This is a genomic window from Candidatus Hydrogenedentota bacterium (assembly GCA_019637335.1).
Classification (GTDB): domain Bacteria; phylum Hydrogenedentota; class Hydrogenedentia; order Hydrogenedentales; family JAEUWI01; genus JAEUWI01.
Genome location: JAHBVV010000027.1, coordinates 42273 through 58767, shown reverse-complemented (window position 1 = coordinate 58767; position 16495 = coordinate 42273). Strand labels below are relative to the sequence as shown.

Below are 16495 nucleotides of genomic sequence, written 5' to 3'. Positions count from 1 at the left end.
CGTTTGCTCGCCATTTGAATCCGTTACTCGCCACGCGCAACCCTTTCCAGAGTGTCCTTCAGCACCGGATAATATACCGCATGGCTGTAGCGCGCGCGGACCCGCTCCCGGGCCGCGCGGCCCATCCGCTCCCGCAGATCCGGATCGGCGATCAGCTGCCCGAGCCGGTCGCGCCATTCCTCCGGCGTATCCGCGAGAAAGCCGGTCACCCCGTCCTCGACCACCTCGGCGTTCATGCCGACGGGCGAAACGACGACGGGCGTCCCCACAGCCATGTATTGAAGCGCCTTGAAGGCGCACTTGCCCCGCGCCCGGGGCGTGTCATCCAGCGGCATCAGGCCGATGTCGGCCTCCTGGAGGCAGCCGATCTCGCGCCCGAGGATCCAGTGTTCGTTTACGACCGCGACGCCGTCCAGGGCATAGGGCGCGCCCGTGGCCACGTGCAAACGGATGGGATATTCCCGCGCCAGATCCTGTAACGCGGGCGCGATGTGGCGCAGATAGCCGAGGTTGTCCTTCAGCCCGGTCCAGCCCAGGATTACGGGCGCGTCCGGCGACCGGGCGTAGTCCTTTTGCGTGTGCAGGTCCATGTCGATGCAGGTTGGGATCACGGTGACGTGCGGGTTCATCGGCGCCACGTACGCCTTCAGCGACTCGTTGCCCGCGATACCGTGGCGGCAGAGGCCGGCCATCTTGCGCGTCCAGCCGAAGTCCACGAAGCGCAGGAAGGCGCTGTTTACATGGGCGGGCGGCTCCCAGATCGCGTCGTCAATATCGAAGACCAGCCTCGGATTCAGCCACCGGCAGATGCGCTCCAGCACGGGCGGGCCATAGGGAAGGAGGGGTCCCCGAAAGAACACCACATCGGCTCCGGGCACATGCCGCAGTTGCGCCAGGCGCCGCAGGGCTGCTTTCAGGAGGAGCCAGAGCTTGCCCCGCGCCGAGATTCCGCTGAAGTATCGCTCCTCCTCCGCCGCGGACATAGGCAGGCAAATCGCGCAGGAATGCCCCTCGGCTTCCAGCATCCGGGCGAATGTGCCGATCCGGTAGCGGATGGCCGCGATCCGCTCCGAGGCATTGCCAAAAAAGACGACTCTCATGGCGCGCAGTGTAGCAGGCGGGGCGGGATTGTTGCGACGCCTGGCGCGCTCCGGGGGATGCGGCGCCGACGTGGCGCCGTGGTCGCGGGACAGCCTTTCAGGCGCCGTTCCCGTTGGTGACGCGTGCGGCGTCGGCCTCCATTTCGAAGAGGAGATTGTCGCGGCATACTTCGGCGGTCATGGTGATGATCGGGAGGTTTTCGAGTCCGTGTTCGCGGCGGTAGGCCTCAAAGCGCCCGCAATCTTCGGGATGTTTGAGGTAGGCAATCGCGCGGGTCACGTGGGCCCAGTCCATATGGCGGGAGCGGAGGATGGCTGCGACCACCTCCATCGTCCGCCTTATCTGCCCGTCGATGTCGTTCTCGTGGATTGTTTTCCCGTGGGGTTCGATGCTCGCGGTGCCGGAGATGAATACCAGCCGGGCGTCCGGGAAATTGATCTCGGCGGCGCGGCTGAATGAGCTGCCGTAGTCGGTGGCGGCGCCCTGCAGGGGCGAGGGCACGGCAGCAATTGTGACGGCGTCTGACTTGGGCTTAACGGCAATGAGGCCGCCGACGATGGAGGATCCGCTCACGTTACAGGCGCCGATGCCGGTGCTTGCGGGCAGCAGGCCTTCGTAAACCCGGTGTTCGGAGAAGAATTCGTTTCGCGCGCGGTTGAAGTCGTTGTACCAGGAGACAATGTCGCAGTTGTAGTACCAGGTTCGGACGGTGTGTTCGAAATCCATGCCGGCGGCGTGGAGCGCGTCCTCGAACTCGTGGAGGGCGGCGAGGGTCTGCTCGGCCTCGGTGCGGGTGGGTATGCGGCCGGTGAGCCCGCCCAGGCGGGCGATGGTGGCGTGGGGAGTATCCACCAGGGACCCCGCGATCTGCCCGCGAAGCCGGATTGGGGTGACGCCGGCCTCGCTCTCCGCCCAGAGCTGAATGCCGCCGGCGCCGCCGGTGCGGGGTGCGGCGATCCATGTGAGCGGCCAGGCGACGGGGCCGGTGATGCGTTCGACGGCGGGCAGGCCCGGATGCATCGGAATGCCGAGGATGTCCATCGAGACCAGCGTGGCGCCCGTTTCGCGCAGTGCGGCCATGGCCCGCTCCAGGACGGTTTCGAGACTTTCGCCGGGCGCTCGCTGGGCGGTTATGTAGTGGGCGCCGCGGCCGGCTCCGTGCGGGGAGATAATCTGTGGGTCCTGGCTGGCCGTATTCATGCGGGGTGGAGTTCTCCCGTGCACTCGGTGGTATTACATTCGGCTGCCGGCATGGGATCTCCTGGTGATTGTGGGGCGTTGTGGCTTCTCGCCCGCGTTCTCAGAGCGAGAGCAGGTATTCGACGAGGTCTTGCAGTTGCTCCGCGGTCAGGTTGCTGGTCTTTCCGTGGGTGTCGCCCCTGTTGAACGTGGTGAGCATTTCCATCAGGTTCGCGGCCCGTCCGTCGTGGAGGTAGGGCGCCGTGCGCCAGATTTCGATGAGCGTGGGCGTGTCGAACGCGGTGTCGGCCTCGCGGCCGAGCCCGGTGCCAACGTGGTGGGTTTTCAGGTCGGTGAAGAGCGGCGGGACGTGGCAGTTGGCGCAGTTGGCGGCGTCGAAGATCTCCCTGCCGCGCTCCGCCGCCGGTGACAATTCGCCATTGACGAGGTGCGGGCTGGGAACCGGCCTGAGGGCCTTCAGGTAGGCGTCCACGGTCGCGGCCTGTTCTTCCGGCGCCTGGTTGAACAGGATGAAGCGGATGCCCGAGCGCACGGACATGGTGGCGTCTTCCCGCACGCCGGTGACCGTTGTCGGCGGCGTATCAAAGGCGTGGAGCAGGCTCCGGGAGTTCTTCGGGTTGCCCATGCCGTCGTTGAGCAGGTCCCAGTTGAGCCCATCCACCCGCGCGTCCCCGGGATGGCAGCTTGCGCAACTCTGCCATTGCTGGAAGCAGACGGTGGCGTCATGGAAAAAGAGGTCGCCTGCGCGTTCGGGGGTCAAAGGTGGTTCGGGGCCAAGCATGAAGGATTCGGCGCGCGGGGTGCGATCGCCGGTGAGGTCGACCGAAGCGAGGGCGCCGCTGAAATACTCCGCCGCGAAGACGCGGGAATCCAGTGCGGCGACGCCCCGGGGTCCTTTGCCGAGGAGTTTCACGCGATGCCGCAGTTCCGCGGTGAAGGACAAGTCGTTCGGCACATTGTCCCGCTCGCCGCCGGCCTCGGCGGCGGCCAGCTTCTCATGCAGGCGCTCGCGGTCCAGGATGCTCAGTTCGTGGGTCCCCGAGATGGCCACGCAGAGCCATTGCCCGTCGGGGGTGCAGGCGATTCCCCAGGGGTTGGCGGCGCCAAGATCAACATCGTCGAGGAGAACCGTGTTGACGGCCGCCATACGGGCGGTGTCGATAATAGTCACCGCGTTGGTGTTGACCCAGCCGCGTTCGAGCTGGGTGGTCGGCAGCTGGTAGCGGGAGAGGATATGCGTTACGTACGCATACTGCCCGTCCGGGGAGACACAGATACCGAGCAGGCTGCTGCTGCCGTTGGGCAATGGAATCGCGCCCGCGACTTGCCGGGAGGGGACATCGATCACATCGACGGTGGCGGCGACGTAGTTGTCGTCGGCGCGTCCGGCGGGAAGCAGGTTCGCCACAAAGAGGCGCGCGCCATCCGGCGTCATGGCGGCGGCCACCGGCTCGCGGCTGACGGGGATGTGCACGGGGGCGGCTTTTCCGGCGAGGTCAAATGCCACGACGTTGTTGTTGTGCTGGTTGCATACGAAGAGTGTTTCGCCATCGGGGGTAATCGTGGGCGCCGTGGGGCTGTGCCCGGCGGCCAGCGAAGCCGCCAGCGCGCGGTCGGCGAGCCGGACGATCGCGATCTGGCCCGCGGGGCCGCCCAGGGTGACGTACAGGTGGCCGCCGTCCGGCGCCAGGACGAGCCCCGTGGGCGGGCCCGGCAGCGGGATGACGCCCTCCACGGCGTTTTGCGCGGGGTCGAACACGGTCACCTGATTGGCCGTGAACTCGGCGACGTAGACCTTTCCGCCGGCCGCCGCGAGCGCGAGGGGCGAGCGGTAGGTTTCGCCGGCCGCCGCCGGCGCGATCGCGATTACGGCGAGGCAGGCAAGCAGAGCCCGAAAGGTCCGGTGGGGCGCGCTGTGCGTCACGATGCTATCTCCTGTGTCTGCGACGGCGTACCATTACGCGGTCATTGTTCACGTTGCGCGAGGGCGCCCGCCGGGACGGACGGCTTCCACCAGAGCGATTCCCAGTAGGCGCGGTCGGTTTCATAGGGATTGATGGGGCCATCGTCCGGGAAGTCCGGCGGCAGGATGCCGTAGCGCCGCAATTCGCGCAGGTATTCAGGCCGCGGCTGGAAACCGGGCATGTCGAAGCGCTTGATCCTGTCCAGATAGCGCTTTGTTTCCTCGATGCCGAGCAGCAGCGTCTGGTAGCCGGGATCGCGCGTGTCCGAAAAGATGGCGCGGCCCTCCCCGGTGCGGCATATCCCAAGCCCGCCCGCTTCCGCCGCGAGCGGAGCCAGCACTTGCAGCGAACGATCGGGCCGGCTCAGGTTGTAGAGGATGTGGCGCGAAAATCGCAGGCGCGGGTCGGTGTAATTGATCTCCCAGGGGGGCATATTCATGTTGTCGGAAGGCGAATCGGGCAGCGCGAGGGGGCCGTGATGGCAACCCGCGCAGCGTTCTTCGAGTACGCGCCGCGCCGCCTGTACGCCGGGCCATTCGGTGTCGCGGCGGTCGATGATGTTTTCCGCGTAGCCGCCGACCATACCCGATCCAAGACCCGCGTAGGTGCCGGGGTAGGGCGCGCCGGTCTCAATCCACAGGCGGACGATTTTCCGTTCACGTTCGGTGCCCTTTGCGCCGTAATGGCTTCCATCCAGCAGGGTCAGGAGCCTGCTGGCCGCGCTGCCGAAGGCGCGCGGGGGATAGTTGCTCATCGGGGCGTTTCGGCCGTCGGAGAACAGGCGCTGGGCGCTCAGCGTGAAGTAGCTGTGTGAATAAAGCGGGCCGCGGTCGCCGGTAAGTATCACATGCCCCGCCCTCGGGCCGCCGGCCTTGCCCGCCGAGTAGCCGTGGCAATCCACGCAGAGCCGGTCGAGAATGGGCTGAATGTCCCGTGGAAAATCGAACACATCGGGCACACCGGTGATGGGTTCGATGCGGCTGGGTTCGCGCTTCATGGCCTGCAGGGTGGATACCGGCATCGTGGTGCGGGTGCGCTGCTCGTGGCAGCCCACGCAACTCATCACCTCGCCCGGCTGCACCGTAAGAAAGCTCTGCATGCGCTTGACCGCCAGGTCATTTTCGTCAAGCGCCACGAGAATCAGGCTGCGCAGGGCGGGGACCTCCACGTAGGCCGAGCCGTCGGGCTCGACGGGGGCCGTGCCGAGAACCCGCTCCAGGGTGAAGGTGCCGCCGTAACTCAGCGGCTCCATCCCCCCCGTGTAGTTGATGGGCTTGGGGAGCGATTCGAGAACGAGCAGTCTCTTGATTTCCCCGGGCGTGACAGCGGCCATGTTGCGGCCGTCGTAGATATTGGCGAGTATAAGGCGGCCCGTGGCGCTTTCGGGGCGGGTTCGATCCGGGAGAACGGGTTCCGGCGTGCGCGGCTGGATGGGCCGCGGTTCGTGACACTCGAAATCCGCCGCGAGGTCGTTTGCAGCGAGTTCGAAAATAACCTGGATATCCCCGCGGTCATCCATCAGGTAAATACGGCCCTTCCGGGCGATCAGGAAAGACTCCGCGGAGAGCGGGTAGGGATCGCGAAAATCCTGGTCCTGGTGCAGCGTGCGGGCCGAGCCGAGGGCGTCGGGCCCGGCCTTGGGGTCGATAATCGTGGGCCTGCCGGCATGTTCGCGCCGCCCGTGTCCGGGGGAGAAGATCGAGAGCACGTTTCCGGCGCCGGGGATGGGCTTCGCGCCAATCATGAGGATGCCCGGTTCCATGTTTCCATAGTAGACCATCTGTCCCGTGCCATCGGGGTTCATGGTCCAGAGGTGGTGGTAATGGACCTGGCTCCGGTCGACGTATTCCCAGCGCTGGTAAAGGATGCGGCCATCGGGAAGGGGCCAGGGCGTGTTGTCGTGTTCATTGTTGCTGGAGACAGGGCGGATGTTCCCGCCATCGGCGTCGCAGCGGTATAACACGGCCACCTGCGTGAGCCAGCAGTTTACCCAGCGGTTGCACCGGCTCGAGACGAACATAATCCCGCCGCCGGGCAGGTAGGTCGGTTCAATGTCGTCGTAGGCCCCGTCCGTCAGCTGCCGGAGCCCGGAGCCGTCGGCGTTGATCTCGTAGAGGTGGAAGTGCGCGCTATCGCCCTTCCGGTACGAGAAGAGGATCTTCTCTCCGCTGTAGTGCACCTGCGGATCGCGTACGCCACCCAGCGGATCATCGAGGAGCGCGGTGACCTCGCCCGTCCGAACATTGAGCTTGAGCAGCCTGCCGCCGGGCTCGTATGTCACCCGATCCGGCCCCTCCGCGTAGTAGCTGAAGTTTGCGTACCAGTGGCCGTCCTTTCCGGGCTTGCGAAGCGCGAATACGATCTCATCCGTCCCGGCGAGGGGGCCGGCGAGGGCGTTTTCGAGCAGGGTGGGGTTGGTCGTCTCCAGCGCGCCGGGCGGGGTTTCGGCGAAGGTGGCCGCCGCGGACACGAGTAGCAAGGCGACCGCGGGCATGAATTGGCGCATAGACCTCTCCTATTCGAGCCAGGGACGGATGAGATCGCCCCGGGCCTGCATTTCCGCGTCGTGGTAGGCGCCGTAGAACACGCTGTTGCAGTCGAGCCAGAGCGTTATCCGGTAGCGTTCGGCGTCGGTGAGTTTGACGCCATAATGCGATTCTTCGAGGTAGGGCAGCAGTGTGGAGCCCATCGCGCCGACCTGGCCGGGGATGGAATACGAAGTAACATTCTTCTTCAGGGCGCCATTGCCCCCGTGCTTCGCCCAGGCGAAGGGCGCGAGGGTGTGGTAGGCGTCCGTCCAGCCCCACTTGCCGAATGCGTCCGCCGCCAGGCTGGGCGCGGCATCGTCCTTCGCGTGGCAATCGACACAATGCTTGTTCAGCACCGGCTGCACGAGCCTGGGGAAGGAGACCGGATACGCGCCGTCCACTTCGGGCGTTGGTTTCGACGGCGGCCGCCGCATCGCGAGTGGCGCGCCGTTTCCCGTGAACGGAACTGTTCTCTGTTTGTCCTCGTGACAGCCCGCGCAGGACAGCATTTCTCCGGGGTGGAGGTAGGTGACGGATCGCATGGTCTGGACCGCGCGGCCCTTTTCGTCCAGGGCCTGAAAATAGAAGGGAATCCCCGCGGGGGCCTCGCAGAAGACGCTGCCATCGGCCTCTACCGGGACCGTCCCGAGCACGCCGCGCACGAGGGACTGATCGCCAATGCCAACCTGGGGATCGGACGCGGCGGGGGTTGTCTTCGGGAACATCTGGATGATCCGCATCCCGGTGATTTTCGTATCGTCGGGCCAGGCGTGCGCGCTGTCATATATGTTCATAATCGCCAGATGACCGGTGGAGGGCATCGGGCCCACGCGGTCCTCCTCGGCCTGCCGGGTAAGGCTGGGAATTATCGGGGGTTTCGTTCGCGGGCGAAGGGGGATGGGGTCGAGGCAGGCCACCTCCGGATCGCGGTAGAGCAGCTCCCGATTGCCGAAGGCGTCCACGAGGTAGAGCCCATAGTGCTTCTGGCCCGGGTCATACACGGCGAGATAGTAGTTCTCGCTCAGGGGCCACGGCGCCCCATAGCGCTCCGCCCGCTGGCGGTTGCGCCCGGCGTGGGGCGGGCATTGAACGCCGGGATATTCCTCCGATTCGGGAAAGGCCGTGTCCGGGGTAATTCGCTTGATCTGCGACATGGCGCGGTCGTCGGGCTCGGCGAGATCGATCAGCACCAGCGATCCATAGCTTTGCCCGTGGTGCGGCGCGGCGACCGCCACGTACTTGCGCGAATCGGGGATCGCGCGAATGGACAGCTCCATCCAGGGGCGGGACTCGCGAAATTCCGGATAGTTCGCGTGCGAGGTCCGCGGATCCCGGCCGTCCGGATACGTCAACCAGAGGTGGTGGGCGATGTCCGAATCGCGGTCCACGTAGTCCCACCGGGTATACACGATCATGCCGTCGTTGTTGACGCTTGGATGCCACTCGTGGGTTTCGTGATAGCTCAGCGTGATAATGTCGGAGCCGTCGGCGCGCATGCCGTGCAGGGTGAACGTGGGATTGGGGCGGAGCCCACAGCGCAAATAACCGCCACGCCGTTCCGAGATAAACGCGATCCTCCCATTCGGCAACCAGCAGGGATCGAAGTCGTTGTAGGCGCCGTCTGTCAGTTGGGTCAGGGCCGTCTCCGCGATATCCGCCTTGAATATGTGGTAGGTGCTCTCCGGCGTGAAGAGATCCTCGTGCGGGGTTAGATCTTCGGGAGGTACGGGCACCTGCGCTTCCGACCAGGCGAAGAGGATCTGCTCGCCCTCGAAATCCAGATCCAGGGATATGAACGAGCCGTTGTCGAGCGTCCTGCCGGCCAGCCGCCCATTCGCGATGGGAACATCCCGGAGGAGCTGCCGGACCGTGGGCGCGCCCGAGAACGGCTTTTCCAGAACGTAGATGCCGCCGACAGGTTCCGCGTGAAAACCGTAGTATTGGTCCACCATGTGTTCATAACGCGCCCGCTGGTGGGTCAGAAAAATGATGCGGTCGAAATCGAGCAGCGGATTCTTGAAGGCGATCCGCCGCCGGAGTGCGCAGGCTTCGGCGAACAGGCGCATGGCGGTCTCGTCCGCGTCGGGGAGCACGCGCGAAGCGATGCGCTTATCCCGCAGGGCCGCGAGCGCTTGCTGTTCCGCCTCCAGATCCGGCGCCGAGGGGGCGGCCTTCAAATCGTCAAGCAGCGCACGGGTCCGGCGCAGCACAACATCCACGGGATGCCCGTCGTCCAGGGCGATGAGCGCCGCCTGATGCAGACTCTCCGCTTGCAGGCGCGCCTGCGCCGCCGTATGCTCCCGGTACTCCCGCATCTGCGCGGCAATCGCGTCGAATTCCAGCTGGTGCTCCGCGTCGAGGGTAAAGGATTGACCCGCGGCCGGGAGGAGCCCCCCGGACAGCAGAAGAAGCGTCTGGATAAGCCGGACATGCATGGCAATGCCGATTCTGGCGCGCGGGGCACTATGAAATGCCGTGCGCGGCACACACGGGACGCGTTGTTCCCCCGTCCCCTGCAAGCATAGTCGCATGCGGCTTCCAATTTTGTCAATACGGGTTGATGCGAATCTTTCGATTGCGCGCGCCGCTATCGAAGGCGTATCATTCGCGTAGAAGACAGAGGGACAGAATCATCTGGTCCTCGAGTGGAGAGACTCCTGGCGCGTGCAGGCCGCATCCATCCGTTGCGCCCGTACCACATTCCAAGCGCCCGCAGATGGTCCCGCCCCGCCTCCTGTCCAACGTCTTTGACCGGGAAGGGTGTCTGTACATGAACCCTGCACGCCGCCTTCGGATATTGCCCGTCTTTGCGCTGCTCTGCGCAACGCCCGTGATTGCCCTGCCCCACGATCCCCTGGGCGCGGCCCTCGATTCACTCCTCGTCCGATCCAGCCAGGGCTGGGGCGCGCTCGGCATCGACACCGCCGCCGCGCCGGCTGGCGGGCGCCCGGGATCGCCATTGCAGCTGGGCGAGACGACCTTCGCACACGGGATCGGCCACCACGCGCCCGGGGAGTTGGTCTTCACATTGCCCCCGGACGCCTACACCGCGTTTGCCGCGGAGGTCGGGGTGCACTGGCAGGGCGGCGGTAAGGGCAGCGTAATCTTTCAGGTATTTGTGGACGGAGCGCTCCGATTCGACAGCGGGATCATGACGGACAGCGATCCCGCGCAATCGGTGAACGTATCCCTGGCGGGCGCGCGGGAATTGCGGCTCGTGTCCGGCGACGCGGGCGATGGCATAGCGTGCGATATGGCGAACTGGGCCAACGCGCGGCTGCTGCGCGACCCGGATGCGCCGCAATTCGGCCTGCCGTCCGTGCTGCTGTCCGGCGAACCGGCGCCCGCGCCCAGCTACGCGGTTGCGAGCTTTTATCTAATCGCGAATGCGTCGGGGCCCCAAGTGGCGGCGCTGGGGGAATCCGGCTTCGCCGTGTGCGTGAATCCGGGCGAAGTGGCGGAGTTGGTCATTCCCGCCGCGAATGTAAAAACTCCATTCTCTATCGAAGCCACTGTGGAGCATCTCCACGGCGAGGGCGCCGAAGTCATCGTCTCGGTGGACGGCGGCGAGGCGAAGTCCGTCGCGTTGGTTCCGGGTCCGAACCACATTGTGGTGGCGGCGGAGCCAACGGGCGACGAAACCGCAATCCGCCTTTCCACACGCGGCGGCGGAAGCGGCGAATCGCTCGTGCGATGGCGGAATCTTCGGTGGGTAACGGATCGGGGCGCGAAAGCCCTTCAGGCATTGCCCGATCCACCTGCGGAAGAAGTCTATCCGCCGCCCCAGCTGCCCGCCTTGCGCCCGGGCATGGAATCGGCCCTCATCGAGTGGGACTGGCGCATGCAGGACGGCATCGAGACGGAGCGCGAGGCGGTAACCTATGCCGCCGCTATAGAGCGCACGATCGCCCGAGGCGGCCTGCTCCTGAGCGACTTGCAGGAGAGCGGTGTCGCACTGGAGGAGTTGGCGGTGCAATGGCAGGGCGTGCGGGACACATTGACCAGGCTTATCGGGGCAAATCTGGATGGCGACGATCCGGCTTGGGAGACGCTCTGGCGGGAAGCCCACCACCTGCGACGTCGAATCGCGTTATCCAACCCGCTGGCGGCTGTCGGGCCGCTCGTATTCGCCAAACATATCACCGGCGACATGAGCCACCAGCTCACCCAGTACTACGGGCGTTGCGCTCGGGCGGGCGGTGGGTTGTTCGTGTTGGAATTGCCCGGCCAAAACATGCGCACCCGCGCGCTTACCCAGGGCCAGCTGCCCGAGGGCAGCTTCATGCAGCCAGAGGTAAGTTATGACGGGGATCGCATCCTCTTCGCCTACTGCGAAGTCTCCAGCATGATTCCCCAGGACGACCCCGCGCGGCTCGATCGCTTCTACCACCTTTACGAAATCCGGCCCGACGGTTTGGGACTCCGGCAACTGACCGAGGGCCCCTACAACGATTTCTCGCCGAAGGAGCTGCCCAACGGAAAGCTCATGTTCATTTCCACGCGGCGCGGCGGCTACCACCGATGTGGCGCCGGGCCTTGCGACGTATACACCCTGGCCGTCGCGGAAGCGGACGGCAGCGCGCCCCGCACCGTCTCCTACCACGAGACGCAGGAGTGGGATCCCGCGGTGCTGGAGGACGGCCGCGTGATCTACACGCGCTGGGACTACGTGGATCGGAACGCGGTCCATTACCAGCAGCTGTGGGTAACCCACCCGGACGGCAGTTCGCCCCTGGCCTACTATGGCAACAACACGCTCAATCCCGTGGGGGTGTGGGAAGCGCGGCCTGTGTCCGGTTCGTCCCGGGTCATGGCGACCGCCGCGGCGCACCACGCGATGACGGCGGGCTCGATCATCCTCCTGGATACCACCAGGGGGATCGATGGGCTCGCGCCAATCACGCGCCTGACCCCGGACGCGCCCTTCCCCGAAAGCGAAACCTATGTGCTCCCGAAGAACTGGCATGCGCCAGGGAGCCCGAAGGACTACGTGACGCCGGAAGAGGAACGGCGCTGGCCCGGCCATTGCTACCGCAGCCCCTTCCCGCTTTCCGAAAAATACTTCCTCGCGGCCTACAGCTTTGACGCGCTCATCGGCGAGCCCGACGCGAACAAGGCCAATATGTTCGGGCTGTATCTCGTGGATGCCTTCGGCAACAAGGAATTGATCTACCGCGACCTGAACATCGCGAGCCAGTGGCCCGTTCCCCTTCGCGCGCGACACCGGCCGCCCGTGTTGCCCGATCGCCTCGACCCGCGCCTGGGCGAGGAGGGCACATATTTCGTCCAGGACGTGTACCAGAGCAACGTGGAATTGCCCCCGGGTAGTGTCAAGGGGCTTCGCATTCTGCAGGTGCTGCCGAAGACCACGCCCCACGCCAATAATCCGCCCGTTGGTCTGGCGAACGCCTCGCCGGGCAGACAGGTGCTCGGCACGGCGCCGGTGGAAGAAGATGGCTCGGCCTTTTTCCGCGCGCCCGCCCGGCTCCCGCTGAGTTTCCAGGTGCTGGACGAGCGCGGCCAGGCGATCCATACCATGCGGAGCATCACCTACCTCCAACCGGGCGAACAGGCCTCGTGCGTCGGGTGCCACGAGGACCGCATGAGCGCGCCGCCCCACGCCCCCGCGGGCCTGGCCCTGCGCCGCGATCCTTCGGCACTCCAGCCGGGTCCGGATGGCTCCAAGCCGCTGAGCTACCCCTTGCTGGTGCAGCCGGTGCTCGACAAGCACTGCGTCTCATGCCATGGCGCCGAGCCGCTCGCCGGTTCGCTGGGGCCGCATATCGATCTGACCGGCGCGCCCGAAGGCCACTACACCAAATCGTATGTGGAGTTGGCCAAACGGGTGCCCTACTCCGCGTGGGGGGCGAGCCTGGAGGATAACAGCGAACCCGCGGCGGGCGCGGACCGCTTCGGCGCGCGCGCCAGTGAACTCATGAAGATGCTGTTCGCGGGCCATGAGGGGGTCGAGCTGGCATCGGACGAAATCGAGCGGCTGGTGACCTGGATGGACGCCAATGCGCTGTTTTACGGAACCTTCAGGCCCGAGGATCAAGCCCGCCAACAGCGGGGAGAGCGTATTGAGGGTCCCGCGCTCGAATAATGGGGTGAAAACCAACTGCCGCCGGAAGTGGCGGGGAGACCGACGGAATGAAACCGCATATGCTCATTAAAGCCCTGGCGCCTGTGTTGTGTGTGTTGCTCGCAAACTTGCCGGGAGCCACCGCGCAGGAGACCTCGGAGCAAGCCGTGCAGACGGGCCCGGGCCACCACTTTGCGGCGGCGGACTACACCGGCCAGAAGGTGTTTCTGGTGAACGCGGACGGCGAGGTGGAGTGGGAATACGAAACCGGCGGCGCCTGCAACGATATCTGGGTGCTCCCCAATGGCAACCTGCTTTTCAACACCGGCACGGGCGTGACCGGGGTCAACCGGGACAAGGAGATCGTGTTTCGCTACGCTTCCGATAGCGAAATCTACGCCTGCCAGCCCCTGGCCAACGGCAACACGTTCATCGCCGAGTGCAACAGCGGGCGCCTCCTGGAGGTGGACCCCGCCGGCGCAATCGTCAGCGAACTTCGGCTGCTTCCCGAGGGCGAGGACGGCGGCCATATCTTCATGCGCAATGCCCGAAAGCTGGTCAACGGCAATTACCTGGTGGCGCATTCGGGCCAGGAAATCGTCCGGGAATACGCGCAGGACGGGACCGTGGTCAAGGAATTCGCCGCGCCCGGCGGCCCGCACAGCGCGATCCGGCTTCCCGACGGGAACACGCTGATTACTTGTGGCGACATGCGCGAGGCCCCGATGGTCCTTGAAGTGGATCCCGATGGCCGGGAAGTCTGGAAAGTGGCGCACGACGAGTTGCCCGGCATATCGCTCAAGTTTGTCGCGGGGGTCCACCGGCTGCCAAACGGGAACACCGTTCTGGCGAACTGGGTGGGGCGCGACCAGTTTGGCCAGGCGCCGCACCTGATCGAGGTTACACGGGACAAGGAAGTCGTGTGGACTTTTCAGGACCACAAGACCATGAAGACGATCTCCAGCGTGCAGATTCTCGATGTGCCGGGCAATCCGCTGCTGGGCGAAGTGCTGCACTGAATTCGGCGCCGCATTGCCGATTACGAAGGAGTTTTGGCCGTGAGACACGCCATCGCGAGCCCTGCAACCACCCTTTCCTTCATCAGCCTGATCCTGGCGGGCGCCCTTCCGGCCCTCGCAGCCCACGGCGGAGAACCGATTGTCCCCGGACTTGATTCGGAAATGGCGCGCCAGTACGAAACCCTGACCGCGGACCTGGCCCGGCGCGACGCCATCGCCGGGCATGCGGCGCAAACCTTCCATCCGGCCGCCCTTATTCAACCCGGCGACCGCGATCCCCTCGATATTGTGCTGCGGCGCACCGGCGCGCTGCTGGACGACCTCCTCGCGCTGGATTCCCCCGCAAACGCCCGGCTCCAGGGATTGAAATCGCGATTCGATGAACTCAAGGCGCGAAGTGACGCGACCGCGATGGAATCCGGGGCCGCGCGGCGCGATTTGTATACCGAGGCCTGCCTGCTGCGGCGCGAGATTGCCTTCGCGAATCCACTGCTCGATTTTGATCGACTGCTATTCCTGAAGCGGCATCGGGCCAGCTTCAACCACATGTGCGATCAGTATTACGGCGTCAACGCGCGGCCGGGCGGCGGGCTGTTCGTGCTGCACAATCCATTCGGCCCGGAACCCGCCGTCACGGATCTGCTCGCGGAATCCGTGGTGGAACATGGACGTCTCGCGGGACAAACGCTCGCGGGCGGTTCCTTTCTGTCGCCGGATCTCTCCTTCGATGGCGCGCAGATCCTGTTTGCGTACACGGAATGCGAGGGAGACACCGAGCACCGATACCACACCGACCCATCGCGGGGACACTGGCATCCGGGGCGCAGTTACCATATCTTCAAGACGAATGTTGACGGTACCGGGCTGGCGCAACTGACCGACGGCACATGGAACGACTTCGACCCCTGCTGGATGCCCGATGGGCGCATCGCGTTCATCACCGAGCGCCGGGGCGGCTATCTGCGCTGCGGGCGCGTCTGCCCAACCTATACCCTCTACGACATGGACAGCAGCGGCACGGACATACGCTGCCTGAGCCCCCACGAAACCAACGAGTGGCACCCGAGCGTTACCCATGACGGGCAAATTATCTACACGCGCTGGGATTACGTGGACCGGCACGGGTGCGTGGCGCACCACCCCTGGATCACCAAGCCCGACGGGCGCGATTCCCGCGCGGTCCACGGCAATTTCAGCCCCCGCAAGGCCCGCGCGGACATGGAAATGGACATCCGCGCTATCCCCGCATCGCACAAATTCGTGGCGACTGCCACGCCGCACCACGGCCAGGCCTTTGGTTCGCTCATCGTAATTGACCCGAGGGTGAAGGACGACGACGGAATGGCCCCGGTCAGGCGCGTCACACCCGAAGTGGACTTTCCAGAGTCGCAGGGCGGCGCCCAGGTCTACGGAACCGCCTGGCCCCTCAGCGAACAGTACTACCTCTGCGCGTACGATGACCAGATGACGCCGGAGCAGGGCATGCAGGGGACGGACGAACTCGCCGGCAACTACGGGATCTATCTCGTGGATGTCTTCGGGAACAAGGAACTGCTCTACCGCGACCCCGACATTTCCTGTCAGAATCCGATTCCTCTGCGCGCCCGCACCGCGCCGCCGATCATCCCCTCGCCGCTGCCCGACGATCCAGACGCGGAAGCAACGGTCGCGATCGCCAACGTGTACGACAGCCATATGCCCTGGCCCGACGGCGCCCGGATTGCCGCGTTGCGCGTATACCAGATCATCCCGATGTCGGTCCCGTCCGGTGAACCGCCGCATGAAATCGGCATGCGGCTGCCCGGCGAAGAAGGCTCGGATTCCGTGATCCTCGCGCGCTACGTCCTCGGAACCACGCCCGTCGAAAAAGACGGCAGCGCCCACTTCATCGCCCCGCCCAACGTTGAGCTGTTCTTCCAGGCGCTGGACGAGAAGGGTCTGGCGATACAATCGATGCGCTCCTCCACCTACCTCAAGCCCGGAGAGCGCCTCTCCTGCCAGGGGTGCCACGAGCCGAAAACCTCGGCGCCCATGGCCATGAATACCAAACCCATCGCGATGCAACGGACAGCGCTACCCCTCACGCCCGACGTGGACGGAACCAATCCCTTCAGCTATCCCCGGCTCGTGCAGCCGGTGCTCGACGCCAAGTGCGTAAGCTGCCACCAGCCCGGCAAGGACGCGCCAAGGCTGGACAGCGAGGTGATTGCGGACGGCGCGAAGATCTGGTTCGCTTCCTACCACAGCCTCGCCCCGGACTATGGCTTCTGGCGGTACGGGAACCCCCACCGCACAACCCCGGGGAAGTTCGGCGCGCGAGCCTCGAAGTTGTACGCCCTGCTCTCACAGGATCACCACGGCGTCGAACTCACAGACGAGGAACTCCACCGCCTGACCGTGTGGCTCGATTCGTGCTCCATCTTCTACGGCGTCTACGAGAAGGAAGGCGGAGAAGCACAACTCCGGGGGGAGATCGTGTATCCCACATTGGAGTAAGCGCGGGATGCCGCCGCGCATACAAACCTGCAAGCCCCGAGAACGCGGCGTCCATGCAAAAGAAAACCACCAAACAACTGAGATGATAAGTCGCTTGGTGGCAAA

General features: G+C 65.3%; 8 protein-coding genes. 3 read left to right on the top strand and 5 right to left on the bottom strand.

Annotated features, from left to right (window positions below):
* Positions 1-23 precede the first annotated feature (23 nt).
* From KF886_21855 to KF886_21835, 5 genes are all read right to left on the bottom strand, one after another.
* Complete coding sequence (locus KF886_21855; protein MBX3180004.1) at positions 24-1100, bottom strand: glycosyltransferase; 1077 nt, start codon at positions 1098-1100, stop codon at positions 24-26.
* Between the two features lie 97 nt (positions 1101-1197).
* Positions 1198-2301, bottom strand: coding sequence for a hypothetical protein (locus KF886_21850; protein ID MBX3180003.1), 1104 nt, complete (start codon positions 2299-2301; stop codon positions 1198-1200).
* A 100-nt stretch (positions 2302-2401) separates the two neighbouring features.
* On the bottom strand, positions 2402-4225 hold the full coding sequence (locus KF886_21845) for a c-type cytochrome (GenBank protein MBX3180002.1): 1824 nt from the start codon (positions 4223-4225) through the stop codon (positions 2402-2404).
* Between the two features lie 41 nt (positions 4226-4266).
* Entirely contained in the window at positions 4267-6771 is a 2505-nt protein-coding gene (locus KF886_21840) for a hypothetical protein (GenBank protein MBX3180001.1), read from the bottom strand.
* A 9-nt stretch (positions 6772-6780) separates the two neighbouring features.
* Positions 6781-9228: a hypothetical protein gene (locus KF886_21835; protein MBX3180000.1), complete on the bottom strand. Its 2448-nt coding sequence runs from the start codon at positions 9226-9228 to the stop codon at positions 6781-6783.
* 335 nt (positions 9229-9563) lie between these two features.
* Here KF886_21835 and KF886_21830 point away from each other — a divergent pair, with 335 nt between their 5' ends.
* From KF886_21830 to KF886_21820, 3 genes are read left to right on the top strand one after another with little or no spacing between them, the layout of a single operon-like run.
* The gene (locus KF886_21830) at positions 9564-12896 is read left to right on the top strand and encodes an NPCBM/NEW2 domain-containing protein (protein MBX3179999.1); all 3333 of its coding nucleotides are present in this window, start codon (positions 9564-9566) and stop codon (positions 12894-12896) included.
* Positions 12897-12943: 47 nt separating this feature from the next.
* Positions 12944-13894, top strand: a complete 951-nt coding sequence (locus KF886_21825; protein ID MBX3179998.1) for a PQQ-binding-like beta-propeller repeat protein — start codon at positions 12944-12946, stop codon at positions 13892-13894.
* Between the two features lie 39 nt (positions 13895-13933).
* On the top strand, positions 13934-16390 hold the full coding sequence (locus KF886_21820; protein MBX3179997.1) for a hypothetical protein: 2457 nt from the start codon (positions 13934-13936) through the stop codon (positions 16388-16390).
* Positions 16391-16495 lie beyond the last annotated feature (105 nt).

What these genes read in the sequence shown, in the direction of transcription:
- KF886_21855 (MBX3180004.1), bottom strand. Translation starts at nt 1,100, where the DNA reads ATGAGAGTCGTCTTTTTTGGCAATGCCTCGGAGCGGATCGCGGCCATC.
- KF886_21850 (MBX3180003.1), bottom strand. Translation starts at nt 2,301, where the DNA reads ATGAATACGGCCAGCCAGGACCCACAGATTATCTCCCCGCACGGAGCC.
- KF886_21840 (MBX3180001.1), bottom strand. Translation starts at nt 6,771, where the DNA reads ATGCGCCAATTCATGCCCGCGGTCGCCTTGCTACTCGTGTCCGCGGCG.
- KF886_21835 (MBX3180000.1), bottom strand. Translation starts at nt 9,228, where the DNA reads ATGCATGTCCGGCTTATCCAGACGCTTCTTCTGCTGTCCGGGGGGCTC.
- KF886_21830 (MBX3179999.1), top strand. Translation starts at nt 9,564, where the DNA reads ATGAACCCTGCACGCCGCCTTCGGATATTGCCCGTCTTTGCGCTGCTC.
- KF886_21825 (MBX3179998.1), top strand. Translation starts at nt 12,944, where the DNA reads ATGAAACCGCATATGCTCATTAAAGCCCTGGCGCCTGTGTTGTGTGTG.